Origin of the sequence: Hydrogenophaga sp., assembly GCF_051860785.1 — a bacterium.
Taxonomy (GTDB): Bacteria; Pseudomonadota; Gammaproteobacteria; order Burkholderiales; family Burkholderiaceae_C; genus Hydrogenophaga.
This window is the reverse complement of the sequence record NZ_JBIMLB010000022.1, coordinates 68,348-95,058: the sequence shown is the minus strand read 5'-3', so window position 1 is coordinate 95,058 and position 26,711 is coordinate 68,348. Positions and strand designations below refer to the sequence as shown.

The following is a 26,711-nucleotide window of genomic DNA, read 5'->3' as shown; positions in this document are numbered from 1 at the left end:
TGTGCGGGCGTGATCTCCATGCCCAATATTGTCCAGCGCAAACGACACGATCGGTATTAGTGTTAACACGCCCTAGTCTCTATTATGTGGGATGGTAGCTGGTCACCTTGAATCCGCAGAACCACTTTCCCGTCGCCCTGCACACGGCTCGTGCGACCTGAGTGCCATCGAAGAAAAGGCCTTGCACCCAAATCGCGTTGCTGCCTCTGGTCGCCGGGCTGGCCGGGGTCGGCGTGGTGCAGGTGCATGACCAGATCGATGTGCTGTCGCAGATCGAATTCGTGGTACTGCTGTTTGTAGTCGGCCCCAAGCTCGGCCTGCACCCTCGCCACATCGGGCCGGTGCCGTTGGCCACCTGCTTGGAACACGGGCTCTCACCATCGCCCGACTGGTCTGCGTTGATGCGACCCGAGGGCCCTGCCTAAGGCCTTCATGGTGCTGCCCGAAGTGTTCGCGTCGATATCGGGTGTGTCTGGCTCGGGACCGCGCTCTTCACGCTGTTGGTCATTGCCGCACTGACTGTCGGCGGAGTCGCTGTAGGAGGCGCCCGCTGCCTTTGCGCTATACCGCCGGGGCTGGTCGCGTATACGCGCCAGCCTGAGTCTGGGCAAGTTCTGGCACGGAGCGCGCGCTAAACCGTACGCTTGCCCGTCGCCGTGGTGCTGGTGTGCAGCGCATGGCAGGCGTGACCGGGCCGATCGGTCGGTACCGCCATGCAGTGGCTCGATCAAGCGCTGGTCTGCGTGAGCGCCTTGCCTGAAAGTGAATCGGCAGGTACCTGCTGCAACCGCGCGTCGACCTCCGCCTCGGCTTTCAACCAGCCTTCGAGTTCGTGCCCGTAGACACAGCCGCGCGCTTCGAGTTGCGCGTAGGCAGCCTGGCGAATCGCCTGTTGACGCGGATCGTCTGGAGCAACCTGCGTCGCATCGACGGCTTCTTGCTGTGCAGAACTCGGCTCGGGCCCGGCACGGGTGCACGCGGTTTCGCTGAGTTGTGCTGGCATAGTCGGATCTCCTGGCTGAAAGTAGGTTCGCTGCAGAGGCATCGCGACGCCGCTACCGCAGGCCTGAATATAGGCGCATCCGGGTGGGTACCGTTGCGCTGCGTCAATTCATGTGAGTTGGGTGAACATTTCCTCCAGGCGCTGCCGCGACCAGTCCGGACGGCCGAGACCAGTGCCTCGATCGCGCCGGCCGGTTCTTGACCGGAGCGGCGTTGGGAATCGACCTGCCGTTCACTATCGCTCGCGCGCTCGCGGAGGGACCTGTGTTCAGTCCACAGCTGGGGCATCGATTGATGCCTGCCAACGGTGTCGAGATGGAATGCCTGAACATCGCTGGTGCTGGTTCGCATGCTGCGGCATGACCGGGACTGTCACCGGGAGACGTTGCACCATGACGACACTTCGCAGCATTGTGGCGGCGACCGACTTCTCGCCGGCCTCGGACGCTGTCGTACACCGCGCGGCGCAACTGGCGGCGACGCATCGCGTTTCGCTGCGCCTGCTGCTTGCCTTCGACATCGGTTCCTGGCAAATCCTGAAGGGCGTCCTCTGCGGCGTCGGACCACCGCCAAAGGTGATCAACGCGTATGTCGACTAGCATGCAGGCGCCCTCGTCGTGATCGGCTCGCGTGTCGAACCCGCACTTTCGGGCCGGAGCACCACCGCTTTGATGTTTGTACGCAGGCCGCCATGCGCGATCCTGATCGTGCGTGTGGCCGATGACCGGCCTTGCGACAAGATGCTGTCGGTCGTCAGCCTGTGCGAAGACTTCGTTTGGACCGCGTCCCTTGCCGTCAATCTGTTGCCGGCCACGCACCTTCACCTGCTGTATTCGCTGGACGCGGCATCGGGCAGCGCTGGATGGGGCGGTCTCTGCGGCGAACCTATGCGCCTGATGCCGGAATCGCTACATACCCAGGCGGAAGGCGGGTTGCAGCGGTTCGCGCAGCGCCTGTCCACTCGCTGCCGGCGCGGGCGATCCTGGTCGCTGCCGCGAAAATAAGCGCGGATCGTGTGGTCGCGGGCCACCATGGCCTGTGCACAGCCACCGACCAAGACCTCGGCAGCATGACTCCGAAAGTGATCTACGCTGCGCTTAGCGATGTGCTGGTGGTGCGATGAGGTGCGCGCAACCTGCGTTCGCGGCCGGGACCTCGGCTTCATGGGTCTGCGCCAAAGGGGGGGCGGAATTCCGACAAGCTGCTGGAAGCGGTACAGAGGTTGGTGCACGCCAAGCAGGGGATTTTGTTGCGCTACCTCAACACGCTGACCGCGATGGCCGGGGAAAAACCTCGACGTTCGTCTCCCTCTTGCCCATCGACCTGATTTCGTCGGTGATTGACGGTCTGACGTAGGCTCGCAAGTCAGGAGATCCAGGCTGACCCGGAATCCGCAAGCGGGCTGCGTCGCCGCGTGCAGTAGCATTGCCACATGACATCGCGCCGTATCAGGCACATCGACCTCGCGCTGCAGGGCGGCGGCGCCCACGGCGCGTTCACGTGGGGCGTGCTGGATCGCCTGCTCGAGGACGAGCGCATCGAGATCGACGCCATCAGCGGCACCAGCGCCGGGGCGATGAATGCGGTGGTGCTGGCCGACGGGCTGATGACCGGGGGGCGCGAGGGCGCGCGCGAGGCCCTGCGGCGCTTCTGGAGCCGGGTCAGCAATGCGTCCGGGCGCGGCCCGATGGTGCCCCAGGCGCTGGGTGCGTTCTTCGGCAACTGGTCGCTCGAGGGCTCACCGCTGGGCATGTACCTGGACTGGGTCGGCCGCTCGCTGTCGCCGCACCAGATGAACCCGCTCGACATCAACCCGTTGCGCGACATCTTGGTGGCAGAGGTTGATTTTGAGCGCGTGCGCGGCTGCAACAAGGTGCGCCTGTTCGTTTCCGCAACCAACGTGCGCACCGGTGCGCTGAAGGAATTCCGGCAGTCCGAATTGTCGGCCAACGCCGTGATGGCCTCGGCCTGCCTGCCGCTGCTGTTCCGCGCGGTCGAAATTGACGGCGAGGCCTATTGGGACGGCGGCTACCTCGGCAACCCGTCGTTGCTGCCGCTGATTTCCGAAAGCCCGGCGCACGACCTGGTGCTGGTGCAGATCAACCCGTCGCGGCGCGAGGCGCTGCCAACCACGGCCGCGGACATTCTCGACCGTCTGAACGAGATCACCTTCAACAGCAGCCTGGTGAAGGAACTGCGCTCGGTGGCGTTGCTGCAGCAACTGTTGCGCCTGGAGGGCGTGCCGCCCGGTGCGGGTCGAGCGTCACTGTTCACGCAGGTCGCTGCACTTCGCATGCACCGCATCGAGGCCGAGGCCGAGCTGGCCGGCCTCGGCGCCGCGAGCAAGCTCAATGCGGGGTGGCCGTTCCTGACGCGGCTGCACCGCATCGGCCATCGCGCTGCGCAGGCCTGGCTCGAAACCAACTTCACCCACTTAGGGCGCCGCTCCACCCTGGCGCTGGAACCCTTCCTGACATGACACTCCTCACTTGTTGCATTGTGCCCCCGGGAGTCTCGCCATGCTGAGCATTGCCGGCATCCTGCTGTCGCTGGCGCTGTTGATGTGGCTGGCCTATCGCGGCATCAGCGTGCTCATCCTGGCGCCGCTGATGGCCTTGCTCGCAGTGCTGCTCAGCCCCGACGCGCCGCTGCTGGCCAGTTACACGCAGGTCTTCATGAAGGCGCTCGGCAGCTTCATCGCGCTGTTCTTTCCGCTGTTCCTGCTGGGCGCGGTGTTCGGCAAGCTGATGGAAGACTCGGGCGCGGCGCGCGTGATCGCCTCGCGCATCGTCGACTGGCTGGGCGCAGGCCGCGCCGTGCTGGCCATCGTGCTCGCCTGCGCGGTGCTCACCTATGGCGGCGTGTCGCTGTTTGTGGTGGCCTTCGCGGTGTACCCGATCGCGGTCGAACTGTTCCGCGCCGTCGACGTGCCCAAACGGCTGATCCCGGCCACCATTGCGCTGGGCGCGTTCACCTTCACCATGACGGCACTGCCCGGCACCCCGGCGATCCAGAACGCGATTCCGATGCCTTACTTCGGCACCACGCCGTTCGCGGCGCCCGGGCTCGGGCTGATCGGCGGTGCGGTCATGGGGGTGCTCGGGGCGCTGTGGCTGCTGCGCCGTGCGCGCCAGGCGGCGGCCGCCGGGGAGGGCTATGGCGCGGATGCCGATAGCCCGGCCCTACTGGCGCGCAGCGTGCGCCCGCACGCGCAGGGCGAGGGTTACGACGTGGCCGAACTGGGCCCACAGGGCGGGGCCACGTCACCGGCGCTGCCGCCGAGCTTCGGCGTGGCCATCGCACCCATCGTGGCCGTGGTGGCGCTGAACTGGGTGTTCAGCGCCCACATCCTGCCGGGCCTGGACAGCAGCTACCTGGCCACGGCCCTGTACGGCGCCACGCGCCTGGACGCGGTGCTGGGCACCTGGGCCATCATCGCGGCGCTCGCGCTGGCCAACCTGCTGCTGATCGTGCTGGCGCGGCGCAGCCTGCCCACGCTCAAGGCCACGCTGGACGCCGGGGCCAGCGCCTCGGTGCTGCCGATTTTCAACACGGCGTCGCAGGTCGGCTACGGCGCGGTGATCGCCTCGCTGGCCGGCTTTGCACTGATCCGCGATGCCGTGCTGGGCATCGCGCCCGGCAATCCGCTGGTGTCGCTGTCGGTCGCCGTCAACCTGCTGGCCGGCATCACCGGCTCGGCCTCCGGCGGCATGAGCATCGCGTTGCAGACGCTCGGCAGCACCTACCTCGAGATGGGGCGCGCCGCCGGCATCTCGCCCGAGTTGCTGCACCGTGTCACGTCGATCGCCACTGGGGGCCTCGACTCCCTGCCGCACAACGGCGCCGTCATCACGCTGCTGGCTATCTGCAAGCTGACGCACCGCCAGTCCTACCTCGACATCTTCGTGGTGGCGGTGCTGGCCCCGCTGCTGGCGCTGGCCGCGGTCGTCGTGCTGGGCACCCGCTTCGGGTCGTTCTGAAGCCGCGGCGTGGTCGTCTGTCGGCGGGCACTGCGGCTCGCCGCTTGCGCGGCCCGCGCTTTCGTTGTCGTTTGACCCGTACGGCCCCGCTCGACGAGTCTCGCATAGATGCAGGCTCGATTGCGCCAGAGCAACGACAGACCTGCAGAACACCCGCAAACTCGACCTGCGGACGGGGCGCGTGGCATGGGCGATGCGCACGGGATCCGGATCGAAGCTCACCCGAGGAGCACCATGCAACGTTTTGTCCCGAGACCCGGTCCTTCGGCCTATGCCAGCGGCCCTGGGGCTGTTGGCCTACGCAGTCGCGGCCCAGCCGGGGTGAACTCAAGTTCGGTGCAGACCTGCACCGACAGGCCGAATGTAAGACGGCAAACCCTTCAGACCTTCACGCCGCCGAATCTTGCTCTTCTGGAAACGTCCATGTAAGACCTTCCACAAGCTCGTTTCTGCGAGTTTTTACATGAGTCCCTGCCGGCCCTCAATCCGGCCCTGTCCATCGGCGCGGCGCTGGGCGTCACGTTTCCGTTCAACCTGCTGGTCGGCATTCCGCTGTATCACCGGCTCGCGCAGAAAGCAATACATTGAGCACGCAATGCAACTACCGGAGACAGGCATGATCAAACTGCTGACCGTCGTGTGCGAGGCCGCGCTTGAGACCACGCTTCTGCGCGACCTCGAGTCGCTGGATGCGCGTGGCTACACGGTGACCGACGCGCGCGGCAAGGGCAGTCGGGGCCGGCGTGACGCCACCTGGGGCCCGCACGCCAACATCCGCGTGGAGGTGCTTGGCGCTGCCGAGACGGCGCTCGCCATCAGCGCTGCGCGAGCGCACTAAGACAACGAATCGATAATCCGGCTAGTGGCCGACGTCGAGGTGCTGCGGTCCGAGAAGTTCTAAGCGCTCTATTTCATCAAAGTAACCAAAGGAGTCCGGATGCGTATCCTAATGCCCGTCGATAGCAGTGAGTACAGCAAGGCAGCCGTCGCGTTCGTCGCGACGCGCACCACCCTGTTGAAGAACCCCACCGAAGTTGAACTGCTCAACATCCAGTATCCGGTGCCATCACGTGCCGCGCGTGCATTGGGGCGCGAAATGGTGCAGTCATACCACGAGTCAGAAGCGGCGAAGGCGCTAAAGACTTCGGCGGCGGCGCTGAAGCGCGCTGGTGCGAACGCCGCAGGACGGTACGTTGTTGGTACCGTGGCGCACGAACTGGCGTCGATCGTTGCCAACGACCGGGCTGATCTGATCGTTATGGGTTCGCACGGCGACACGGGACTTAAGAAGCTGCTACTCGGCTCGGTGGCAAGCGTTGTGGCCGTCTCATGCACCAAGCCACTGCTCATCCTGCGCGGGGCTCAGATCCCCAAGCGGGATTCGCTGAAAGTCGGCATTGCGCTGGACGGCAGCCCCTACGGCCTAGCCGTCGCGCGCTTCGTGGCCAGGAACCGGGACCTGTTCGGCGCGTCGCCTTCGGTGAGCCTTATTCACGTCGTTCCCGACCTGACGAAGATCGTTGTGCCGGGCTGGATTGAACGCGAGGTGTCGACCGGCATCAAGCCAGAGCAGGTCGAGGCCATGCAGAATGCGGCGTTCGAGAACGTGTTTAAGCCGGCCCATGAGCTTCTTGCCAGAGCCGGCATCACGGCCGCCGAAGTTCGCTTGGTCGGGCAGGTGCCCGGCGATGCCATCGCTATGCATGTCACGAAGAGCAGGCTGGACCTGCTGGCGATGGGGTCGCTCGGCTTCGGAGCAGCCCGGCACGCTCTAATGGGCTCGGTCGCGACCCGCGTGGCGTCGCGTTGTCGGACCGCGCTGCTGCTGGTGCGGGAGAAGTAGAGACGTGGCCCCGCCTGTTTGAACAGTTTTACCCCGAGAGATAAAGAGACTGCGTGCGGGTTGAAGAGGTGCAGAGTTGTCCACGTCGGCGGTCGCTGTTCGACGAACCGCTCGGGCCGGTGGGCAACTCGGGGCGCACCTGGATTTTCATTCTAGGCAGCCACGGCCAGCTCGGGCAGCAACGCCCAGTAAGCCTGCTCGGGCGTTCGCATCCTCGATGCGCGAATGCACGCGCTCGCGGTTGTACCAGTCGATGTAGGTGTCCAGGTCTGAGCGGGCAGCACTCACCGCCTCGTAGGCCTGCAGGTACACCCGCTCGTACTTCATGGTGCGCCACAGCCGCTCGACGAACACGTTGTCGTGCCACGCACCCTTGCCATCCATGGACAGGCGACATCCCCGCGATAGCACCGCATGGGTGAACTCCTCGGCCGTGAACTGGCTGCCCTGGTCGGTGTTGACGATCTCGGGCACCCCGAAGCGGGCGAACGCCTGCTCGATGATCTCGTGCGCATGACAGGCTTCCAGCGTGATGGCCACCTTGCGCAGCAGGTAGGGGTGTTCACGGTCGATAATCGCTTTGCGCTCAGCAATCCCGCCTTGGTGAGCGCGCCTTCTAAAACATCATTCTCCAGCGCCAGCTGGCCGATCCTGACGAGCATCGGGGCAAGATCGACCGGCGCAACGACGGGGGACAGTCGGTCACCCGCTGCCGCCGATGTATTTCTGCATGGCCTCCGCTTCTGACAGAACCTCCTCCAGACGCAGCTGAAGCAGGTCATGGACGGTCACCATGCCGACCAGCGTACCGTTGGTCAGCACCGGTACGTGGTGCACATGCCTGGACATCATGAGCGCCATGATGCCCACCGCTCGATCTTGTGGAGCGCAGGTCAAAACCTTTGCGGTCATCAGATCCCGTACGGACTTATTCAACAGATCGGGGCCGATGCTTTTCAATCCACGTACGATGTCGCGCACGGTAATGATGCCTTCTATGGTTCTGCCGTCGCTGCTCACCACCAGGGCGCCCCCGTCTTCGAGCCCGGGGGACTGCAATGCCGCAGCGATCGTGGTGTCAGGTGTGATGGTCGAAGCGGTGCGCTTCGGCTGCCTGTCGAGAATGCGCTGAACAGTCATGTCGAACTCCTTGTGGTGGATGGGCGGTGCCGGCACAGCCGGCGGGTAGGGTGGCTGTGAAGGTCCAACAGGCTATTTTTGTTCACCTGAGTTGAGTTTGAGTGAGCGGGAATCACCACACCCCCGGAACCCTCAATGAACTCAACCAAATGAACATCTATAAGAATGCCCGACTTACGCTGGCGCGTCGAATCTAAATGGTTCGAGACATCACCATGAGCGCGCCCACGGCGCGTAAGTGTCTGGGCTGCTTCCTGGCCCTGGGCCAAGAAGGCCGGGTTGACGCGTCCTCGTGCCCGTCTCACGTATCCCGCGCCATCGAACCCGCCAAGGGCCTGACCCTGGTAGAACTGCGCCGCAAGTGGCTCATCCCATGCGAGAAGACGCGCAACGCGGTGCAGGTCCTGAGCAACGCGCACGCCTACTACGGCAATCTGGGGGTGCGCAGTCAGCGCCGGCTCATCACAACGGAGTAGCCTTCTGTTTAGGAGACTTTGCGTTGGCCTTCAAAGAGCGGGGCATTCGCCACCGGTTCACTAAACTCTTCCGACCGCAGACCATCAGCATGTTCGGGTATTTCATTCAGTCGACCCGGCGCATGTGGACCTATTGCTTCACTTACCAGAACTCCAGCGAGAGAACAGCCGCGTTCGACGACTGGAATCACCTCTACAACTGGCATCAGCTCATCAAGGTATCGGTGGCGTCGCTCCCATGTCCCGGCTCTCTCGCTCAAGAAGACCTCTTGACTCTTCGCAGCTGGCGGGGCCACCGGGCTGAGACGGCAGTCCCCGGCCACGGAGCAATCCGGTCTTGCGCGAGACTACCGATCATCGGGCCGCTCGAGAGCTCGGCACGGCCCCAGCACCGTCATGCTGAAGACCGCGAGTTGCAGGTCTTGCCGGTTACCGAGCAGCAAGGTGGCCCGGCCGGCGGTCGACGTCGTCTCCATGGCGGCGGGTGCCCCGAGCCACGAGGCGCGGCCGGGCAGGGCCGGCGAAGCTGCAGGGGTGGACTGCGCGCTCCTTGGGCTGTCCGCCAGCGGCGCTTCTTGCTCGGCGGTTTCCGGCGGGAGCGGTGCTTGCCGGGGTTCCGCATCGGGCGTCGGCAGCAGACCAAACCGCTTCATCACGTACTGAAAAAGCAGGATGGCGGCAAAGACCAACCCATAGATTAGTTCCGCAGGTATGTCCATCGCTGTCGCGCTCGTCACTTTCTGGCGCTGGCCGCCGGATCGCCGCCGTTGCCGGCGATCTCGTGGCGCATCACCGTATCGGCCTGCAGGTTCTTCATGCGGTAGTAGTCCATGATGCCCAGATTGCCCTGGCGGAAGGCTTCGGCCATCGCACGCGGCACCTCGGCTTCGGCCTCCACCACGCGCGCGCGCATCTCCTGCTCCAGCGCGACGGCCATGGCCCGGCGCTCTTCGGCCTTGGCCTGCGCGATCTGCTTGTCGGCGTTGGCCTGGTCGATCTGCAGCTTGGCGCCGATGTTCTCGCCCACGGTCACGTCGGCGACGTCGATCGACAGGATTTCGTAGGCCGTGCCCGCGTCCAGGCCCTTGCTCAGGACATGCTTGGAGATGTGATCCGGACTCTCGAGCACGCTCTTGTGGCTGGCAGACGATCCGATGGTGCTGACCATGCCTTCACCGACCCGCGCGATGATTGTCTCTTCGCCGGCGCCGCCAACCAGGCGATCGATGTTTGTGCGCACCGTGACCAGGCACACCGCGATCAGCTGGATTCCGTCTTTGGCCACAGCCGCGATCTTTGGCGTCTGGATCACCTTGGGCAGGACCGACATTTGCACCGCTTCGAGCACGTTGCGCCCGGCCAGATCGATGGCTGCGGCGCGCTTGAAGGGCAAGGGAATGGCGGCCTTGTCGGCCGATATCATGGCGTTGACCACCCTGACGACGTTGCCGCCCGCGAGAAAGTGGGCTTCCAGGTCGTTGATGGAGATGTCCAGGCCGGCCTTCACCGCGCTGATCCGCGCCGTGACTACAGTGCCGGGTGGAACGCGGCGCAGGCGCATTGCGATGAGCGTGAACATTCCCACGTATGCGCCTGAAGCCCATGCGGCGATCCACAGCGGTATTGGCACCAGATACAGCAGCAGAGCCAGCCCCGCCGCCACTGCGATGAGCAAGCCGAAGCCGCCCATCAAGCCCGTCATGACTTCGTTCATTCGTCAGCCCTGTTTGTTGATGTGCAATACATTCCGCGCGACGAGTCGGCAGTCGTCGCGGCTCGCCTCGACGTTGATCGGGTCACCCTCGACGAGGCGTACCACAGACTGAAAAGACCGAGCAGCGTGATGAAGATCCCGGGATGCGACAGCTGCGACGCGAGGCTTGCCGCTGTGCCCGCAGCGATGAAGGACAGCGTCACGAACAGTGACCAGACGGTGTTGCGTTGTGCGCCATCGATGTATAGCGCTCTGGTCGCTGCAGACTGAGCGACGGCCTGCGGGAATGTCTGTTTCGATCTCACGTATTTTCTCCTTTGAATTGAGTCGGGTAGGTTGCACCGTCGGACGAATGCTGCAGCTGTGTCACTTTGTTGGGCGCAGTGCGCCGGCCCATTCGCGACTGATCCAGATGCTTGACCACCGCACGGCCCGCTCGATCTGTCGCCCGTTCAATCACGTCGTACAGATCGGTACCGATGTCCCTGAAGCAAGCGACATGTGCATCGACCAGGTAAACCTGGATTTGGCAAAACTTAGCGACGCCACCGCGCGGGCCGTTCTCGTCACCAAATCGCACGGCAACGCGCTTCACCCGGTCACTGTGGCGGGTCAACGCGAACCGCAGGCGGCGATCGGCGTGATCGATCAACGCGGGCGTGGCTGGAACCCCCATACTTTGAACACTGACTCTCATGCGTACCTCTATGGTTGATTGCCGCAGCGACCTGGTTAATTTAGTGGCTGCGGTCACATGTGTAAACTCGAAAGATATAGACTAAAGGTTCGAAAAAAGAGGATGGTAGGACCGTGAACTACAAACACCTCCACTACTTCATGCAGGTGGCAAAGTCAGGCAGTGTGACGCGCGCAAGCGAGCAACTGCACCTGACGCCGCAGACCATCAGCGGGCAGATCCAGTTGCTCGAAGAGGCCATGGGCAGCGCGCTGTTTGCAAAGAGCGGGCGCAGTCTAGTGCTCACCGATGCGGGCCGCCTTGTGCTGGGCTATGCCGAAGAAATTTTCTCGATGGGGGCCGAACTCAGCGAGGCGGTGCGCGAGCACAAGGCAAAGGGGCGTCTGCTGGAGTTCAAGGTCGGGGTGGTCGACGCGGTGCCCAAAGCCATTGCGTACCGGCTGCTGGAGCCGGCGACCCAGTTGCCGGAGCGGGTGCGCATCGTGTGCCGTGAAGGCAAACTCGAAGGTCTGCTGGCCGCGCTGGCCATGCACCGGCTCGATCTCGTGATTTCCGACACTCCGATGCCGACATCGATCAGCGTCAAGGCCTTCAATCATCAGCTCGGCGCCTCGGGGGTCAGCTTTTTCGCGGCGCCTGCGTTGGTCGAGACATTCGAAGGACCTTTCCCGCGCTGTCTCGACGGTGCCCGAATGCTCATGCCGGGCGACGACTCGGCGGTTGGGCGGCGACTGCGTGCGTGGTTTCAGGAGCGCTCGTTGCAGCCGCTGGTCGTCGGCGAGTTCGACGACAGTGCGCTGGCCAAAGAGTTCGGTCGCCGCGGCGCGGGAGTTTTCGTTGCTCCCACGGTGCTGGCGAAGGAAATCGAGAGGCAGTTCGGTGTCAAGGACGTGGGCGCTGCAGCCGAAGTCTTGGCCGAGTTCTTCGCTATCTCTGTCGAGCGGCGCGTCACGCATCCTTGTGTCGTCGCGATCACTCAGGCAGCGAGAAACGAGTTGTTCGCGCCGCCCGCCAACGCTAGGCGCACGCGCCGACTGGCATCGCTTTGACATGACGCATGACACGATTCAGGCCTTCGCTCGCCTGAGCGGTGCCGGCCGTCCCGTTGATGGTCTGCAGACTCCCGGGGTGACTTTGCTGCGCCGGTCCTGGTCGTTTGGCTGGGTGACGTTCGAGGTCGTGACAATCAAGCCAGCCACATGGCCGCACCCGCCAGCGTGCCAGCCGCACCGAATGCCGCCAGCAATTTGGCGTCACGCTGGTTGTCATTGGCATATTCGCGCCAGGCACCCAGCAAGACGACGCCCCCGAGTAGCGCGACCAGGAATGCGAAGTCAGACACGTTCGACGCCCCATAAGGAGGGCTGCGTCCGCAGCATCTCGCGATATAGGACCCATTGATCAACAGCCTTGACCGCCGCGACGCACAGGCGCAGCATCTTGTGGCGCAATTCCGGATCATCGATTTCGGCAATCAGCTCGCAGAGCATTCGAGGATCCACTTCGCACGAGTCCGCGCGCCTCAAATGCGCCGCCGAGAGCAGATCCTCGCAGACGGTATGCATGGTTATCTGCAACTCTTCGGACTGAACCCCGAGTTGTTCATGGGCGCCGAGCCTGTCGAGGACGTCGAACTCCGCCTTGCTCAGGCTGCCGTCGGCCAGCAAGGCCAACGCGATGATGCGGGAAGCTGACTGCGGGTTTTTGTTCGGCTAGGAACGCATGATCTGTACTCTCTGCAAACAGGTTGACCGGATTGGCCGAAGATGGCGTTTTCACACCAGTCGTAACGAGGCACTGACAGGCACTTGCAAGCCTTTGACCGCTTGCGTCATCTTTTTCAGGCTTTCTTTCACCTTGTTCAGCGATCCAAACCGATCGCGCGCTGGCCGGAACGCTCGTGGCCATGCGTGCGCCGCCAAATGCGCACCAACGCCCGGGCGGCGCGCGCGAGCGCGCCTTCGAGAGCAGAACGCCAATCGCGCGCCATCGATGTGATCACCACGGTGCCGGAGCTGTCGGTTTTCAGTTCCAATTGGCAACGTTTGTCCACGCCACCGCGGACCGTTGACGTCCGACTGTTGCACCTTGGCGTGCGGTACGAGCCAGGCGGGACGGCGCATCACAAAGCGCACGCGACGCACCGCGAGATCGCGCAACTGCGCACCTTCCGGATCGCGGGACTGAAAGAGCACATGCATGACTGATCTCCATCGGTTGAAAGTTGGCCCAACGATAGGGCGTCGCGGACCTTCGAAAAATCAGGAAATTGCATAGCGAAAGGTCCCATAAATCTGCCTAAATGCCCAACCTGAACCTGTGGGCCTGTGGGCCTGTGGGTAGCTCTCCGACTGCCGCTTTGCGGCCTTGATCACGGGCAGCCGTCAACGATCGAACGGTGCGCCGGCCTGACCTGCACGAACAGCCGGTGTCGGGGCCCGTCGCCTTTACGCCAGCGGAACGGGGGCCTGCCATGTTGAAGATCTTGGTTCAATGCTGCGGGTGGCCATCATTGACCGCTTGCCGTGTTCGTGGGCACGACGCCCATCCGACCATCGCCTGCGTCTGCGTCGCGTCCGGCTGCACCGTTTAGGCCGTGGCCGTTCAATCGCGGCCATGGTGGGTGATAGCGCGGTGGAGAACATCCCATACGGGCTGATGACGCCCTGGTCGGAGTTCCCGCGCGGGATTGCTCCCCCGGGTTGGGCGCGTTGGCGATGACAGTCAGGCCCCCGCTGGTCAGCGCGCCAGTGACAAGCGGACACTTGAATCGTTCGTTCGTTTTATGCACGAGCGAGCCCATGATGATCACGCCGGCCGTGATGGCCATCGGCAACATCTAGGCGTTCATCCTGCAAGACATGAAGCGCAACGAGGATGGCTTGGAAACCAACCACATCAAGGCCACGCAAGAGATTGATAGTCGACTTCGCGTTCAGCAACTGCTGTAAAACGGGCGTGCCCGATGTGGTGATCGGCAAGAATACGGTCTTGTGGCGGAAGGCGGTGGACAATCGCTGCGTGTTGCATGACAGCCTCCAGGCTGACATGACACGGCCAGGACAAGGCGCGCGTCCACGTCACCGAGCGAGGCATCACGCGAATCACGCCCTCGATGCTGGGACAGACCTTGCGAGTGGTGGGCGCAGCGGACCTGAGGGTGAATCCCGGTGGGGGGCGAACCCACCCGTTCGGCCACATTTGCAGAAATCAACTAGGAGTTGAGTCATGAAGATCCTCGTACCCGTCGATGGTTCCGAACGGGCGTTGGACGCCGTGCGCCATGCCTTGCGACTGAAGCGTGAAGGCCTGAATGCGACCTTCGTCCTGGCCACCGTTCAGGAACCGACCTATCTGTACGAATTGATGCTCGCTCCCGACGCCGACGTGCTGGAACGGGTCAGCGGCGCGGTGGGCTCGCGTGCGCTGGAGGGCGCCGAAGCGCTCTTCAACGCGGCTGACGTGAGCTTCGAGCGTGAGATCGGATCAGGCGACCCTGCGCAAACGCTGGTCGAGTTGGCCGAGCGCCTTGCTTGTGACGCCATCATTCTGGGTTCCAGAGGCCTGGGCACCCTGCGCGGTACGTTGTTCGGCTCGGTGTCGCAGGCTGTGCTTCACGCCGCCAAGGTTCCGGTGACGATCATTAGGCACACCGAATCGGATGCTGCCAACTGATAGGGTGCTGCCGCGAGTGGAGCTTGAAATGAAGAAAAATCATCCACCCACCCATCCACCAGATCGAACTCCGCGTAGTCGAACTGCCCGAGTTGTTCAACTCGATGGATCCGACGCCGTTTCATCACCGCGACCTCGATCTCGACACCGATGCGAAGAAGTTCCTGGAAAGCTGGGCTTTGGAGTTCCCGCAGGTCTGCCACTTTCGCATCATCGTCCACATCGAAAAGATGCCACTGGAGGATCCTGCTCCACTGGTTGCCGAGGCGATCTGCAACGACTTCGAAGAATACAAGTCGGTGCTGGCCAAACGGACGTTGCGCCTGCTTCTGCTGGAAGTGCGCACCAGCCTGCTGATCGGCATCGGCATCGGCATCGGCATCGGCATTGGCTTCCTGGCGCTTTGCCTGATTGCCGCCGATCTCCTGCCCAGCTTTGCCAACAACACCTTCCTCAAGTTGCTGAAGGAGAGCCTGCTCATCGGCGGCTGGGTCGCCATGTGGAGCACGCTCCAGATCTTCCTTTACGTCTGGTGGCCCATCGTTCGAAAGATCAGGATCCACCGCAACCTGGGAGCCGCAAGCGTCCACATCGCCGCCGCCTTTAATGTTGGATCTGAGCTAGCAACGAATAGAGAGGTCGATCAGGCTCTTTCGAGCCTCCTGCTCCGTGCTGTAAATTAACCACGATAAGATATAGTTATTAACACCTATCTCCCCGACAGCTCAGAAGGAGCGGGCGCACTTTTGTCGCTTCACAACACTCACCGGGCGACTGCTCAAGCTACAGAAAACGTCTTCGCCCCGTTCGCAGAAATTGGTCGATGTGTCTTCGCACGCAATTTCTCTGCGGGACTTTTGCGGGACTGGGCTCTGAAATACATGTCTAAACAGGGTAGTTTTGGTACACTGAGCGGGCACGGAGCCCATATAAATCAACAACTTAAAGATGATCTGGTAGCTACGAACCAAGGGGTCGTGGGTTCGATTCCTGCCAGCCGCACCAAATAAAAACCCGCAGCCAAAAGCTGCGGGTTTTTTCTTTTTTGGCGGAGTTTCATCACCATGAGCAAGGCATTCACCCGCGAATCCGACTCCAGCGATGATGAGGATGATGTTCCAGAGGCACCGGCACCCGGTGGCAAGAACTACCTGACGCGCGCGGGGTACGACCGGCTGCGCGCCGAACTGTTCACCTTGATCGACGTGGAGCGGCCGCGCATTGTGGACGTGGTGCACTGGGCGGCCGGCAACGGCGATCGTTCGGAGAACGGCGACTACCTCTACGGCAAGAAGCGCTTGCGCGAGATTGACCGGCGCATCCGGTTCCTTACCAGGCGACTGGAAATTGCCGAAGTCGTGGACACCTCAATCCACCATGGCAGCGACCAAGTGTTCTTTGGCGCCACGGTGCGCTACGTGGACACGGCGGGTGTGGAGACGACGGTCACCATTCTGGGTGTCGACGAAGCCGACAGCGCGCAGGGCCAGATCAGCTGGGTTTCACCGGTCGCAAAAGCCCTGCTCAAAGCGCGAGTGGGGGATGTGGTGCGCCTGATGGTCCCGGGCGGTGAGCAGGAACTGGAAATTCTTTCCGTGGATTACCCGGCTCCCTGAGCAACACCCTCAGGGCTTGAAGCGCTGGGCCTTGATCACCGAGGTCGTTCGCTTGAGGCTGCGCAGCACGTCGGCCAGATGCTGCCTGTCGCGCACCGCCACAGTGAACCGGATGTCGGTGGCGGTCTGCGCCGGCTCTTCGCCCATGTCCACATGGGTGATGTCGGCCTCGGCGGCGGCAATGGCCGAAGCCACGCGCGCCAGCACGCCCTTGCCATTGGCCACGGTGACGACCAGCGCGGTCTCGAACGAGCGCACCGGTTCATCGGCCCATTCCACTTCCAGGAACCGCTCGCTGTCGCGAAGCAGCAGGCGTTTGCCGGTGGGGCAATCCTCGGCGTGCACCACCAGGCCTTCACCGCGGCCCAGGTAGCCCACGATGCGGTCGCCGGGGATGGGCTTGCAGCACGGGGCGTACTGCACCGACATGCCTTCACTGCCATCGAGCGTGACCACACCCTGTGAAACCGACTCGTCGCGCCCGCTGGCATAGCGCTCGGTGCTGATGAGCAGCGCATCGGGCTTGAGGCCGGTTTCGGCCAGCAACACGGCCAGCTTCTTGGCCACCATGCTGGCGATGCGCTTGCCCATGCCGAGGTCGGAGAGCAATTCGCTGCGCGACTTGCTGCCGGTGAAACGCAGCAGCTTTTCCCAGGTGGCGCTGTAGGGGCCTTCTTCGGCGGGCAGGCTGGAGATACCCTCGGAGCGCAACGCCTGGCTGAGCATCCGTTCGCCAAGGTCGTGCGACTTGTCCTGGGCGATGGTCTTGAGGTAGTGCCGGATCTTGGAGCGTGCCCGCCCTGTTTTCACGAAAGAAAGCCACGACGGATTCGGTTCGGCATTGTCGGCTGTGATGATCTCCACCACGTCGCCGTTGGCGAGTTCGGTGCGCAATGGGCGCTGCTCGCCATTGATCCGGGCAGAGACCGTGTGGTCGCCCACATCGCTGTGGATGGCATACGCGAAGTCCATCACCGTGGCGCCTCGCGGCAGCGCCATGATCTTGCTCTTGGGAGTGAAGACGTAGACCGCGTCAGGGAAGAGATCGATCTTGATGTGGTCCCAGAACTCGGAGGCGTCTCGGGTTTCCTGCTGGATGTCCAGCAGCGACTGCAGCCATTGCGTGCCCAACCGCTGCGACATGTCACTGCCCGGTTCGCTGGCCTTGTAGAGCCAGTGCGCCGCCACACCGGATTCCGCCACCACGTCCATCGCATGGGTGCGCAACTGGAATTCGATGTTGGTGCCGAACGGACCGATCAACGTGGTGTGCAGGGACTGGTAGCCGTTCACCTTCGGAATGGCCACGTAGTCGCGGAACTTGCCGGGCAAGGGTTTGTAGAGCTGGTGCAGCACGCCCAGGCCGGTGTAGCAGTCCGTCAGCTCTGGCACCACGATGCGAAAGCCGTAGATGTCCGTCACCTGCGAGAAGGACAGGTGCTTGGTGTCCATCTTTCGGTAGACCGAGTAAAGCGTCTTCTCCCGGCCAAGGATGCGCACCGTCATGCCGTGCTGGCTGAACTCTGCCTCGACCTCACGCTGAACGCGAGCAATCAGGTCGCGTCGGCGGTTGCGCGACTTGTTCAGTGCCTTGGAGAGCACCTCGTAGCGCCAGGGATGCAGAAAGCGGAAAGCCAGATCCTGAAGCTCCCGGTAGGTGAAGTTCAGACCCAGGCGATGGGCGATCGGCGCGTAGATTTCCAGCGTCTCGCTGCTGATGCGCTGCCATTTCGAGCGCGGCATGTCGCCCATTGTGCGCATGTTGTGGGTGCGATCGGCCAGTTTGATCAGGATGACGCGCACGTCCTTGGCCATGGCCAGCAACATTTTTCGGAAAGACTCGGCCTGGTTCTGCTCGCGGGTATCGAACTCCAGCTTTTCGAGTTTGGTGAGGCCGTCCACCAGTTCGGCCACCGGCGCACCAAAGCGCTGCACCAGTTCTTCCTTGGTGACGCCGCAGTCCTCGATGGCGTCGTGCATGAGGGCGGCCATCAGCGCCTGTGCATCAAGCTTCCATTCGGCGCACTGGGCTGCCACCGCGATCGGGTGCGTGATATACGGGTCGCCGTTCTTGCGCAACTGGCCCAGGTGGGCTTCGTCGGCAAAACGGTAGGCCTGGCGGATGCTCTCGATCTCGGCCGGACCCAGGTATTCAAGCTTGCCCAGCAGCGCGGCGAAGCTCGCCGCAGCTGCGCTGGCGGCCGGATGCGCCTGGTCTACAGGAGGAGAAAGGGTGCCGTTGTCGGCCGTGGACATCATCCCGGTACTTTAGCGCGAGACGCCAACCCACGCCTGAGAGGGATTCCCGGCGAAAAAAAACACCGCGAAGCGGTGTTTTTCGGGTCTGGAGAGACGTCTTGATGCGTCAGAGCGGGACTTTCTTCAACATCTCCAGTCCGATCTTGCCGTCTGCGATTTCGCGCAGGGCGGTCACGCCGGGCTTGTTCTTGCTTTCGATCTTGGGGGCATGCCCCTGGCTGAGCATGCGCGCGCGGTAGGTGGCAGCCAGCACGAGCTGAAAGCGGTTGGGGATCTTTTCCAGACAATCTTCGACGGTGATGCGGGCCATGGAGGTGCTCCGGGGAAATGGGCGAGGAATCAGAGGATGTTGAGCGCCTTGAAGGTATCGCCGCGGGCAATACGCTGGGCGGAAAACTTGAGCCGCTGGGCATGGACGATGGCCTTGAGGTCAAACAGGGCCCGCTCGAACAACTCGTTGATTATAACGAAGTCGAATTCCCTGGCGTGGGCCATCTCGGTGGCGGCATTCACCAGGCGCAGTTCGATCACCTCCGCGCTGTCCTCCGCCCGGCGCTCCAGCCGTGAGCGCAATTCTTCCAGGCTGGGCGGCAGGATGAAGATCAGCACCGCGTTGGGGAAAATGCGTTTGACCTGGATGGCGCCCTGGAAGTCAATCTCCAGCACCACGTCTGCCCCCTGGTTCATGCGCTGCTCAATGGCTTGCTTGGACGTGCCGTATCGATTGCCGTGCACCATGGCCCATTCAAGAAAACCGCCCTGAATGACCATCTGGTCGAAGGTTTCCTTGCTGACAAAGTAGTACTCCCGCCCATGCAGCTCCTGCCCACGGGGTGGTCGGGTGGTGTGCGAGACCGAGGGCACGACGCGTGAGTCCAGCTCCATAAGCGCCTTGACCAGGCTGGATTTGCCGGCCCCGCTGGGTGCCGCGACGACGAACAGGTTTCCGGGGTATTCCATGCTCACTCAATGTTTTGGACCTGAAGCGCGAGTGGCGCTGCAAGTTGTTGATTCTTATGGAATTTCACGCGGCAATACCCTTTGAACCCGCCTATAAGCCCGCCAAGAAACATGCGGCCGGATGGCACTGCATGAAACTGGTTCAATGCGTGTTCCAGACAGAAACATACTCCGGGATTTTAGCAAGCGGTACGCCATCCTCGTGCTTGCCGCCACGGTGAGATGCGGGCAGCTTGCGTACATCAGAGATGACGTCCATCTCGTGCGAATTTGCTGAGCGCGTGATTTGAATCTGCCCTCGTCGCTGACCAACTGCAGCGCATCACCGAACCCCTTCGGTACGCCGACATCACCTTGCGCAAGGGCCAAGGTGTCAATGAGGTCACGGGTTGTTCAACCGCCTGGGTAGTGAGTTGGAGAACGACTACGCGCTATGGCATGGTCTGCCGCAGTTGGCCAACCACGCGACCGTGGGCACGCTGGAGATCGCCGGTTCGCGCGATGCCTGGACCGGTTGGAAAATGGCCTTCAGCGGCGGGCTGTACTTCTGGCGCCGAAACCGCGCTGGGGAGGGGGTCTACGGTCTGTCCAACGCGCGCATGGTTGAAAAGCTGCGCATCGGCAGCTTCTGATCGAAAGGGTGCGGTCCCAAGGAGCCTCTTGCGCAGCCGGTCTGCTGGACCGTCCTACCGCTGTTCCGGGATGCAGACGTTCAACGACCTTCGTTTGACGCGGTGTCGACCATTTCGCTCAGCATGTTCATGAAAGCATGCTGGTCCCGGCCCATCAGGGGTGACATCACCTTCTGCTGCGCGGCGTCAGCCCGCGCAAGCAGGACCTGCGTTGCGACGAACCCGTCGTCAGTTAGCTCGAATCGTTGGTAGCGCAGGTCGACTGGATGTGCCCGTTGAACGACCCAGCCCTTGGCCACCAGGGCGCGCACAGCCTTCGCCGCTGTAGAGCGGTCGATATCGAGTTCTCTCGCGATCGCGGTCATCCCAAGCCACCGATTCATGGAGAGAACGGTCAGGATGTCAACCTGAGAGGGTGTGACCCCGAACTCGACGCTCTCCTTCTCAAGCGACCTTTCGAAAGCCCGTTCCAGCTCCCGCAGCATGAGGCCGATTTGCGTGCGAGCGGGCCCCGTTGGCGATAAGTTCAATCGGCTGCTTGGCTGCCCCGCCGAGGATCGGTTGAGCACTGGGGGCTGGGAGGTGGATGGTGGTGGCATCGGTGGAGAACGTCAGAATGTCCGCTGACTTCCATTGCATTGTTTCAGCTGAACTGGCGAATTAGCCGATTGGACTAAATGGCCGTAAAGCACTTCGTTGGAGCAGGGCCCGACGTGGTGGGGAAGGGTGTGGTAGGGCAACGCGGGTCGCCATGTGGGTGGCCTTGACGACTGCGTGGACTGTGGCAGTATCGATCGAGAGACAAACCATGCGCAAGACAGTTTTCCTCTTCTTCCTCCTGTTGGGCATCGCTGGCGGATACCTGCCTGCACGCAACGACGACTTGGGGCTGCGGATCGTCATGATGGCCGTAGGGGCACTGTTTGGTGGTGCGATCGGCGGTGGTTTGTCGCAGATTGGGAAGCGTCAGCCGCATCGCCGTCGACTTCTGACAGAAGAAGAGATTGAGCCTATCCCTGGTGGAGGATCTTCCGGTCGTGATCTGGCCGCCAATTTCTGGCGGGACGAAGGGCATCCGCCGTTCATGAAGCCGCCGAGACCGGAGCATGGGAATCGGATGCTTGATGCCGATAAGTGGGTCTGAACCATTCTGCGTGGTTGGGACCTTCTTCGCGGCAGCGTTGGCATCGTCGAACTGATAGTGGACCGCTGGAGGTTTTATGCGAAAAGCCGTCTTTCTGTTCTTTCTGCTGCTGGGCATCGGGGCAGGCTACGTGTCAGCGCGCAACGATGATTGGGGCGTCCGCGCTGTGATGATGGCCGTGGGCGCGCTGTTTGGTGGGGCCATTGGAGGTGGGTTGTCGCAGATTGGCAAACGTCAGCCCCAGGTTCGACGTCAGTGGAAAAGTGAAGAGGAGATTGAACCTATCCCCGGAGGGGGTTCATCCGGTCGCGACCTTGCAGCGAACTTTTGGCGGGATGAGGGGCATCCACCTTTCATGAAGCCACCGAGGCCTGAACATGGGAATCGGATGCTTGATGCCGACAAGCTAGTTTGAGCCGTTCTTCTTTCGTAGAGCGTCCTTCACTGCATCCTTGGCCTCATTGACGAGCGGTGCAGCGTCTTCCTTCACTTGTTTTCCTGATTGCAGCAACAAAGATCTCTCCGATGCAAGTGTTCCATCCGGAGTTCTCGTGATCTGAGCTTTACGATCGAAGTCCACCTGCTCGGCCGATGTGGTTGCCTTGATGCGTTCGCCTTCCTCGCGGACTGTGCTGCGCACCGCTGATGAAGCACCTGCCCCCGGCGCGGCCGGGGCCGCACCGCCGCCAAACCGGCGCGCTTCATTCTGATTCGACTGGTGGCGCCCTGTGAGGTCGGGGGCCAGTCCTGGGTCGCGGGTGTTCCGCTGGTGCTGGGCTTGAAGGTGCCCGAAGGCTGTGGGCACGGCGGTTCCATCTGAGAACACTTGATTCGGGCGTAGCGACTGCCGGGCAAGTTCCGCCTCCATCAGTACGCGGGCCGATGCACTACTGCCCCCGTACTGCTCGGCGTAGCGGGTGAACATGGCAAGGTTGTGCGGGTCCTGGGCGATGTCGATGGAGATGGTTTCGCCTCGCTCGTATGCCGTAGAGACGCGTTCAGCGAACGCGCTGCGCTCCGCAAGGCTGGCATCGGCGCGGTTCGAGCGCGCCGCAGTAGTGGACATGCGTGCCGATAGGTCTTGCGCTTCACGCGCGTCATTCGAGATGACGTTCATGAAGCTCGAATCACGCGATGCCCTGTCACCAAACTGCTTGAACTCTTGCAGTTGGTCGCTCGAAAGGGAAGACAGCGCCTTCAATTCAGCTGCAGAAAGCCCTGATGAATAGTTCTTGTCCGCCACCGCCGTCCCATGCAACCCAGCCAGAGGTGTACTGAGGCCCAGGTGGCCTGACGCGCCAAGCGCGATGCGTGCGACCTGAGATTGAGTAAGCCCAGTGGTGTCGGCTACGCTTTTGCTTATTGCATCTAACCGGTTGAGCGTCTCTCCGTACTGCTCGAAGCTGCTCGACGTCGAGCCTGTGCTGCTGCGGGAAGAGCGCAGCTTGGCCACGCCTCTCGTAAATGCCTCCGCCAGCACAGACGAGCGCTCGTTGCTGGCCGCGACGGCCTCGCCGCGCGCGGCATCCACCTGCCTGCTGGCGTCCTGTACATCCTGTTCAGACACACGCATCGAAACCACCCGAGATGCGAAACCCTGGTTGCGCAGGAGGCTGACCGCCGTCGTGCCGGTGAGCGCATTCGATGAGAAGGTGTTGCCGCTGAGATCGTGTTGCCAACTGCCCATGAACGCCGACGTGCGATTGGGCGCAAGCTGCATCTGGTCCATCGACACGTTGCCCAGCGACGTGTTGCCCACCGTGGCACCGGCCGTGGAGCCCGACAACGCCGCCTGCAGACCGGACAGTCCCCCCACGAGCGCCGTGCCGAAGTTCTCCATCCTCTTCAACGCGGCCCAGGCGATGAACGGAATGCTGATCGCGAGATACCCGACAACGGCCTCACCCGACAGCGCGCGCGAATAGATCACCGACGAGGTTTGCAGGGCCAGCGCTTTCGCACCGGTTCCGAGATCGGCGGCGGCAGCCAGGTCGTAGGCCGCGTAGATCGACGCCATGTAGTTGAGGATGGCATAGAGCGGCGGCCACAACTGGATCCAGATCAGGATGGCTGCATAACCCTTGAAGGCCATCATGGTCTCGCGCCCGCTGGTCAGCAGGAGCAGCAGCACGAAGAGCGGGAAGAGGGCATAGGTCACCGCCTCGATCACATTGCGGAACACGGGCAGCGCCTGCTCGGCCACCTTGCCGAAGTTGAGCCAGGAGGCGTTCATCTGCGCCACGGCCTGGGCCCGGCCCACGGCCAGCACCATGGCCGCAGGGTCATTGACCTTCTGACCGACGATCTTGCCCGTGTCCTCGAGCGCGTTGAGCATCGCGTTCTGCCGGATGATGTCGGCTGCGGTTGCCGAGGCGTTGGCAATGCTGTTCTTGAGGTAGGCCTGCTGGATCTGGCCGGCAATGGCAGCCGCTGCCGCGGTGCCCGGCAGCGTCGGGTTGAGTTGAAACGCCAGCCGTCCCTCAATGCGCTGGATCTGCGCCGGCAGCCGGCCGTTCAGGCTCAGGTAGACGTTGGGGCAGGTGTCCACGCCCACGGCGCCGCCGGCACCGGTGAGCGTGCTGAAGCGCGCCGGGTTGGGCGAGGCCATCAGGGGCCAAACGTCATCGGACGATGAGAAGGTGGCTGGATCGAGCGTCCCGTCGATCAGGTCGTAGGTCGTGCAGTTGTGGATGAAGTTCACCAGGTCGGTCCTGAAGGCCGGGTCCTGGAACACCACGTTGCCCGTCTCGCGCACCAGTCGATTGCCGAACATCAGCCCGTTGCGTTCGTAGGACAGCTCGGCCGGCAGCGCGCCCATGCCGGGGATCACCTGGAAGGCGGTCTCGAAGAGGCCCGTCAGGGTGTGCCCGATGGTGCTGGTGAGGCTGCCCAGCACCGCCACCCCAAAGGGCACGTTGTCCACCACGCGCACTGCCGAACCACCCGTGCGGTCGACGATGCCCACCGTGACGCGCGGCACGATCAGTACGCCGAAGACCAGCACCACGGAGGCGAGCCACTTCCATCCTTGGAGCTTCTCCGGAGCGAAGGCATAGGCGATCAAGGCCGCCACGAAGCCGCAGAAGGCCACCGCGGCGACGGCTGATGCGTAGTCGCTCGATGCGTGGATGGCCGCGGCCGCGTTGAACACGCCGAACAGACTGTCGGCGTTCTGGTAGGCGTAGATCTCCCACATGGCCGTACCGCTTCGCCAACATCAACGGGACTGGTAGGCGGCCTGCTGGCCCAGCATGTCCATGACGTGCTGGGGCATGCTCGAGCGCAACTGCCGCTCCAGTTGCTCCAGGTGGCTGGCAACGGCACGGAAGGAGCCGACCTTCTGGTACAGCAGGTTTTTCTCCTGCGAGAGCAGGAGCAGCAAGGCCTGGGCGCGCTGACGGATCTGGTTGGCCTGGTCGCGCTGGTGCTGCTGCAGCGTGAAGTCCTTGGCCAGGGCGGCCATACCCACGCGCAGATTGCGTTCCAGCATCACGTACGCGTAGTCCGCCGCGATCACGTCCCGGTACTGGCCGATCAGGCTGTCGGCCAGGCCCGAGCCCGGGATGCTGGTGCCGACGGACAGCATCTTGTAGACCGGCTCGCTGGTCTGGTTCACGAACCCCACCTCGGCGCTGTTGTTGGGGATGGGCGTGCGCGTGGCGATGCGGTCTGCAATGGAGCGCATCATCGTCTCCACGCGCGCGGTGAACGGCACGTGGTTGTACGCCGTGTTGAGCGAGACCACGTCGCAGAGCGAGTAGTTGTTGCATTGCAGGAGGTGCTGCACGACGTTGTTGCCCGAGCCGGCCGCCTGACCGTAGAGGAGATGGCTGATGGAGGTCAGGGTGGGCGCAATGGGTTCCGGGTCGCGTCCCGACTCTTCCGGGTAGTAGATGACCGTGCCGACCATGCTCATGATCATTTCGCGGCTGCTGTCGTCGAGGTAGGCGCCGGTGTGCTGCAGCGCACGCCAGGTCAGGTTTCCCACGAAAGGCGCCTTGTTGCGCACGTTGGCATCGCCCGAGGAGCGGGCGGTGGACAGGATGGAAGGACGGTCTGTCGAGCAACGGCGTCGCGCCGAATCTCGATCGCTTTCCATGCCCATCTCCATCGCGAGATCGGCGCAGCTCTCCTGCGAGCTGTAGCCTACCGCCTCGGCGGCTGTGCTCACGATGGCCTTTGCCGTCTCGCACGAGTTGATGCGGGCGTTGTTGATCCAGGTCTCCAGGCCCTTGGCCCACTTGGTCAGGCCGCCGAGCAGCGGGGAGACAGCCTCGAGCGCGAGCTGGAACGCGATGCCGGGTAGGGCCGCTGTGATGTTCCGGAGCATGTTCTTGAACTCCTCGGCCGAGATGTGGCTGAAGCTGCCCCCGAAGACATCGATGCCGCCGCAGCCAGCCCGGGCGCTCGGAAACTGCACGGCGGCCAGCTGGTAGACCCGGTTCGGCGAGCGCATCATCAGGTTCCCGCCCGTGTAGGTGTTGTAGGTCTGCCCCCGAAATGCCCCCGGGGCGGTGTAGTTCCCGATGGCTCCCAGGTTGTTGAACATGTCGTTGACCTCGCTGTTGAGGTCGGCACGGCTGGGAAGGGCGGTGCTCAGCATCGCCAGGGAGACGGCCAATGCAATGGCCCGGCGTCGGAGGATGGACCGGTGGAGGACGCGGGATGGGCTGGACATGGCGATCTCCTATGGCAGTGCCAGATGCCGCGTGGCGCTGGGCAACATGGCTTCGCCCTGGGGCGACGAGACGATGGAAATCCGCTCCAGCAACTGCGACTCCGACAGCACGCCAGAGCCGATCGGCATGATCTTTCCGGAGGAGGGCTGGGCGAGGAAGACGGCGGGCACCTGGGTGACCTGCAGTGCGGTGGCGATGCCGTTGTCGGGCCGCGCACGCGGAAAGCCTGGCAGCGGCCCCCCGTCCACGCTCACTGCCACCACCTGGATACCGTGGCGCGCCTCGAAGGCCTGCAGCGTGGGTCCGAAGGCGTGGCAGTAGGGGCAGTCGCTGCGGTAGAAGAAGAACAGTACGTGATCGCGACCGAGGTTGGCTACGGAGGCGGAGCGGTCGGTGCGCTGCTGTCGCTCGAAGACCTCCAACGCCTGTGCGTTGACGGGGCGGCCCTGCAGCGAGGGATCGAGATCGGGTGTCGCCCATGCCACCCGCTGCGCGACGTCGGCGAAGTAGGAGGCACGGTTCACGACCTGCATCTCCAACTCCATGTAGCGGCGCACGTTCGCTTCGCTCGGCCGCATGATCGCGATGTTGCGCAGATCCTCCAGGGTCTTCTGCAGGCGCTCGAACTCGACCAGTTCGGGCGGTCGCGGGGACGCTGTTGGTCGAGGCGCTGTGGACGGGGCGGGTCGCGATGGCGGCTCGACTTCCTCTTGCGGTGGATCCTCGTAGAAGTGCCATCCCCGCCAGCGGTCAGACCAGTACGCCGGGTTGGAATCGTCGCGGACGCCAAGCGCACCGGAACCCTGGGCCAGCGCCCCACCGGAGAGCGGAGCCACCGCCAAGCTGAGGAGCACGATGGACAAGACTCGGGAGAGAACGTTCTTCATGGCAATC

The 26,711-nt window shown here is 63.1% G+C and carries 33 protein-coding genes and 1 pseudogene; 17 read left to right on the top strand and 17 right to left on the bottom strand.

Annotated features, from left to right (window positions below):
• Positions 1–197 precede the first annotated feature (197 nt).
• Positions 198–425: a hypothetical protein gene (locus tag ACTIF6_RS22555; RefSeq protein ID WP_439589998.1), complete on the top strand. Its 228-nt coding sequence runs from the start codon at positions 198–200 to the stop codon at positions 423–425.
• 302 nt (positions 426–727) lie between these two features.
• On the opposite strand, the gene ACTIF6_RS22550 is transcribed toward ACTIF6_RS22555, so the two are convergent.
• On the bottom strand, positions 728–1,003 hold the full coding sequence (locus tag ACTIF6_RS22550) for a DUF2934 domain-containing protein (RefSeq protein WP_204735640.1): 276 nt from the start codon (positions 1,001–1,003) through the stop codon (positions 728–730).
• 391 nt (positions 1,004–1,394) lie between these two features.
• Here ACTIF6_RS22550 and ACTIF6_RS22545 point away from each other — a divergent pair, with 391 nt between their 5' ends.
• The 7 genes from ACTIF6_RS22545 (at position 1,395) to ACTIF6_RS22515 (ending at position 6,825) form a co-directional block, all read left to right on the top strand.
• Positions 1,395–1,601 (top strand): universal stress protein, encoded by a 207-nt coding sequence (locus ACTIF6_RS22545; RefSeq protein WP_439589997.1) that lies wholly within the window; start codon positions 1,395–1,397, stop codon positions 1,599–1,601.
• A gap of 18 nt (positions 1,602–1,619) precedes the next feature.
• Positions 1,620–2,006, top strand: coding sequence for a hypothetical protein (locus ACTIF6_RS22540; protein ID WP_439589996.1), 387 nt, complete (start codon positions 1,620–1,622; stop codon positions 2,004–2,006).
• A gap of 428 nt (positions 2,007–2,434) precedes the next feature.
• Complete coding sequence (locus ACTIF6_RS22535; protein WP_322275999.1) at positions 2,435–3,481, top strand: patatin-like phospholipase family protein; 1,047 nt, start codon at positions 2,435–2,437, stop codon at positions 3,479–3,481.
• A 40-nt stretch (positions 3,482–3,521) separates the two neighbouring features.
• Entirely contained in the window at positions 3,522–4,982 is a 1,461-nt protein-coding gene (locus tag ACTIF6_RS22530; RefSeq protein WP_439589995.1) for a GntP family permease, read from the top strand.
• A 471-nt stretch (positions 4,983–5,453) separates the two neighbouring features.
• Complete coding sequence (locus ACTIF6_RS22525) at positions 5,454–5,570, top strand: sodium-dependent bicarbonate transport family permease (protein WP_322271084.1); 117 nt, start codon at positions 5,454–5,456, stop codon at positions 5,568–5,570.
• A gap of 28 nt (positions 5,571–5,598) precedes the next feature.
• On the top strand, positions 5,599–5,820 hold the full coding sequence (locus ACTIF6_RS22520) for a P-II family nitrogen regulator (RefSeq protein WP_439589994.1): 222 nt from the start codon (positions 5,599–5,601) through the stop codon (positions 5,818–5,820).
• Positions 5,821–5,931: 111 nt separating this feature from the next.
• The gene (locus ACTIF6_RS22515) at positions 5,932–6,825 is read left to right on the top strand and encodes a universal stress protein (RefSeq protein ID WP_439589993.1); all 894 of its coding nucleotides are present in this window, start codon (positions 5,932–5,934) and stop codon (positions 6,823–6,825) included.
• A 147-nt stretch (positions 6,826–6,972) separates the two neighbouring features.
• On the opposite strand, the gene ACTIF6_RS22510 is transcribed toward ACTIF6_RS22515, so the two are convergent.
• Complete coding sequence (locus ACTIF6_RS22510) at positions 6,973–7,365, bottom strand: transposase (protein WP_439589992.1); 393 nt, start codon at positions 7,363–7,365, stop codon at positions 6,973–6,975.
• A gap of 162 nt (positions 7,366–7,527) precedes the next feature.
• Positions 7,528–7,965 (bottom strand): CBS domain-containing protein, encoded by a 438-nt coding sequence (locus tag ACTIF6_RS22505; RefSeq protein WP_322271059.1) that lies wholly within the window; start codon positions 7,963–7,965, stop codon positions 7,528–7,530.
• A gap of 197 nt (positions 7,966–8,162) precedes the next feature.
• On the opposite strand from ACTIF6_RS22505, the pseudogene ACTIF6_RS22500 reads away from it, so the two are divergent.
• Positions 8,163–8,725 (top strand): annotated as a pseudogene (locus tag ACTIF6_RS22500) (hypothetical protein); the annotation flags it as partial.
• Between the two features lie 63 nt (positions 8,726–8,788).
• Here the strand turns inward: ACTIF6_RS22500 and ACTIF6_RS22495 are convergent.
• The 3 genes from ACTIF6_RS22495 to ACTIF6_RS22485 form a co-directional block, all read right to left on the bottom strand.
• Positions 8,789–9,160 carry a hypothetical protein gene (locus ACTIF6_RS22495; RefSeq protein ID WP_439590002.1) on the bottom strand — a complete coding sequence of 124 codons (372 nt, stop codon included), beginning with the start codon at positions 9,158–9,160 and terminating at the stop codon, positions 8,789–8,791.
• Between the two features lie 14 nt (positions 9,161–9,174).
• Positions 9,175–10,155: a flotillin-like protein FloA gene (gene floA / locus ACTIF6_RS22490; RefSeq protein ID WP_289509295.1), complete on the bottom strand. Its 981-nt coding sequence runs from the start codon at positions 10,153–10,155 to the stop codon at positions 9,175–9,177.
• 301 nt (positions 10,156–10,456) lie between these two features.
• Positions 10,457–10,831 carry an HPF/RaiA family ribosome-associated protein gene (locus tag ACTIF6_RS22485; RefSeq protein WP_439590000.1) on the bottom strand — a complete coding sequence of 125 codons (375 nt, stop codon included), beginning with the start codon at positions 10,829–10,831 and terminating at the stop codon, positions 10,457–10,459.
• 134 nt (positions 10,832–10,965) lie between these two features.
• On the opposite strand from ACTIF6_RS22485, the gene nhaR reads away from it, so the two are divergent.
• On the top strand, positions 10,966–11,901 hold the full coding sequence (nhaR, locus tag ACTIF6_RS22480; RefSeq protein WP_322271062.1) for a transcriptional activator NhaR: 936 nt from the start codon (positions 10,966–10,968) through the stop codon (positions 11,899–11,901).
• A 137-nt stretch (positions 11,902–12,038) separates the two neighbouring features.
• On the opposite strand, the gene ACTIF6_RS22475 is transcribed toward nhaR, so the two are convergent.
• Both ACTIF6_RS22475 and ACTIF6_RS22470 read right to left on the bottom strand, forming a co-directional pair.
• The gene (locus ACTIF6_RS22475; RefSeq protein WP_171019937.1) at positions 12,039–12,194 is read right to left on the bottom strand and encodes a hypothetical protein; all 156 of its coding nucleotides are present in this window, start codon (positions 12,192–12,194) and stop codon (positions 12,039–12,041) included.
• The gene (locus ACTIF6_RS22470; RefSeq protein ID WP_439589991.1) at positions 12,187–12,519 is read right to left on the bottom strand and encodes a hypothetical protein; all 333 of its coding nucleotides are present in this window, start codon (positions 12,517–12,519) and stop codon (positions 12,187–12,189) included. Before ACTIF6_RS22470 ends, ACTIF6_RS22475 begins: the two co-directional genes overlap by 8 nt.
• A 141-nt stretch (positions 12,520–12,660) precedes the next feature.
• Here ACTIF6_RS22470 and ACTIF6_RS22465 point away from each other — a divergent pair, with 141 nt between their 5' ends.
• Positions 12,661–13,059, top strand: a complete 399-nt coding sequence (locus tag ACTIF6_RS22465) for a hypothetical protein (RefSeq protein ID WP_439589990.1) — start codon at positions 12,661–12,663, stop codon at positions 13,057–13,059.
• Positions 13,060–13,361: 302 nt separating this feature from the next.
• Here ACTIF6_RS22465 and ACTIF6_RS22460 read toward each other — a convergent pair whose 3' ends face one another.
• Positions 13,362–13,655 (bottom strand): putative Na+/H+ antiporter, encoded by a 294-nt coding sequence (locus ACTIF6_RS22460; RefSeq protein ID WP_439589999.1) that lies wholly within the window; start codon positions 13,653–13,655, stop codon positions 13,362–13,364.
• On the bottom strand, positions 13,636–13,866 hold the full coding sequence (locus ACTIF6_RS22455) for a hypothetical protein (RefSeq protein WP_439590001.1): 231 nt from the start codon (positions 13,864–13,866) through the stop codon (positions 13,636–13,638). The genes ACTIF6_RS22460 and ACTIF6_RS22455 overlap by 20 nt, the downstream gene beginning before the upstream one ends.
• A 214-nt stretch (positions 13,867–14,080) precedes the next feature.
• Between ACTIF6_RS22455 and ACTIF6_RS22450 the strand changes: the two genes are divergently transcribed.
• From ACTIF6_RS22450 to greB, 3 genes are all read left to right on the top strand, one after another.
• Positions 14,081–14,527: a universal stress protein gene (locus ACTIF6_RS22450; RefSeq protein ID WP_204733635.1), complete on the top strand. Its 447-nt coding sequence runs from the start codon at positions 14,081–14,083 to the stop codon at positions 14,525–14,527.
• A 92-nt stretch (positions 14,528–14,619) separates the two neighbouring features.
• A complete protein-coding gene (locus tag ACTIF6_RS22445; RefSeq protein WP_439589989.1) occupies positions 14,620–15,210 on the top strand; it encodes a hypothetical protein in 591 nt (196 codons plus the stop codon).
• 381 nt (positions 15,211–15,591) lie between these two features.
• On the top strand, positions 15,592–16,143 hold the full coding sequence (gene greB, locus ACTIF6_RS22440; protein ID WP_439589988.1) for a transcription elongation factor GreB: 552 nt from the start codon (positions 15,592–15,594) through the stop codon (positions 16,141–16,143).
• A gap of 9 nt (positions 16,144–16,152) precedes the next feature.
• On the opposite strand, the gene ACTIF6_RS22435 is transcribed toward greB, so the two are convergent.
• From ACTIF6_RS22435 to gmk, 3 genes are all read right to left on the bottom strand, one after another.
• Positions 16,153–18,402: a RelA/SpoT family protein gene (locus ACTIF6_RS22435; protein ID WP_439589987.1), complete on the bottom strand. Its 2,250-nt coding sequence runs from the start codon at positions 18,400–18,402 to the stop codon at positions 16,153–16,155.
• Between the two features lie 106 nt (positions 18,403–18,508).
• Positions 18,509–18,712 carry a DNA-directed RNA polymerase subunit omega gene (rpoZ, locus tag ACTIF6_RS22430; protein WP_068171949.1) on the bottom strand — a complete coding sequence of 68 codons (204 nt, stop codon included), beginning with the start codon at positions 18,710–18,712 and terminating at the stop codon, positions 18,509–18,511.
• 29 nt (positions 18,713–18,741) lie between these two features.
• Positions 18,742–19,362 (bottom strand): guanylate kinase, encoded by a 621-nt coding sequence (gmk, locus tag ACTIF6_RS22425; protein WP_439589986.1) that lies wholly within the window; start codon positions 19,360–19,362, stop codon positions 18,742–18,744.
• A gap of 389 nt (positions 19,363–19,751) precedes the next feature.
• On the opposite strand from gmk, the gene ACTIF6_RS22420 reads away from it, so the two are divergent.
• Positions 19,752–19,994 carry a hypothetical protein gene (locus ACTIF6_RS22420; protein ID WP_244387186.1) on the top strand — a complete coding sequence of 81 codons (243 nt, stop codon included), beginning with the start codon at positions 19,752–19,754 and terminating at the stop codon, positions 19,992–19,994.
• Positions 19,995–20,074: 80 nt separating this feature from the next.
• On the opposite strand, the gene ACTIF6_RS22415 is transcribed toward ACTIF6_RS22420, so the two are convergent.
• Positions 20,075–20,479: a MarR family winged helix-turn-helix transcriptional regulator gene (locus ACTIF6_RS22415; RefSeq protein WP_244387184.1), complete on the bottom strand. Its 405-nt coding sequence runs from the start codon at positions 20,477–20,479 to the stop codon at positions 20,075–20,077.
• Positions 20,480–20,802: 323 nt separating this feature from the next.
• Here ACTIF6_RS22415 and ACTIF6_RS22410 point away from each other — a divergent pair, with 323 nt between their 5' ends.
• Positions 20,803–21,138, top strand: coding sequence for a hypothetical protein (locus tag ACTIF6_RS22410; RefSeq protein ID WP_244387140.1), 336 nt, complete (start codon positions 20,803–20,805; stop codon positions 21,136–21,138).
• 76 nt (positions 21,139–21,214) lie between these two features.
• Positions 21,215–21,553, top strand: coding sequence for a hypothetical protein (locus ACTIF6_RS22405; RefSeq protein ID WP_244387139.1), 339 nt, complete (start codon positions 21,215–21,217; stop codon positions 21,551–21,553).
• Here the strand turns inward: ACTIF6_RS22405 and ACTIF6_RS22400 are convergent.
• Genes ACTIF6_RS22400 through traF form a run of 3 tightly spaced genes read right to left on the bottom strand, consistent with a single transcriptional unit; the run spans position 21,545 to position 26,704 of the window.
• Positions 21,545–24,334: a conjugal transfer protein TraG N-terminal domain-containing protein gene (locus ACTIF6_RS22400; RefSeq protein ID WP_244387138.1), complete on the bottom strand. Its 2,790-nt coding sequence runs from the start codon at positions 24,332–24,334 to the stop codon at positions 21,545–21,547. The genes ACTIF6_RS22405 and ACTIF6_RS22400 overlap by 9 nt on opposite strands.
• A 21-nt stretch (positions 24,335–24,355) precedes the next feature.
• Positions 24,356–25,816: a conjugal transfer protein TraH gene (locus tag ACTIF6_RS22395; protein WP_244387137.1), complete on the bottom strand. Its 1,461-nt coding sequence runs from the start codon at positions 25,814–25,816 to the stop codon at positions 24,356–24,358.
• Between the two features lie 9 nt (positions 25,817–25,825).
• Entirely contained in the window at positions 25,826–26,704 is an 879-nt protein-coding gene (traF, locus tag ACTIF6_RS22390; RefSeq protein WP_244387136.1) for a conjugal transfer protein TraF, read from the bottom strand.
• Positions 26,705–26,711 lie beyond the last annotated feature (7 nt).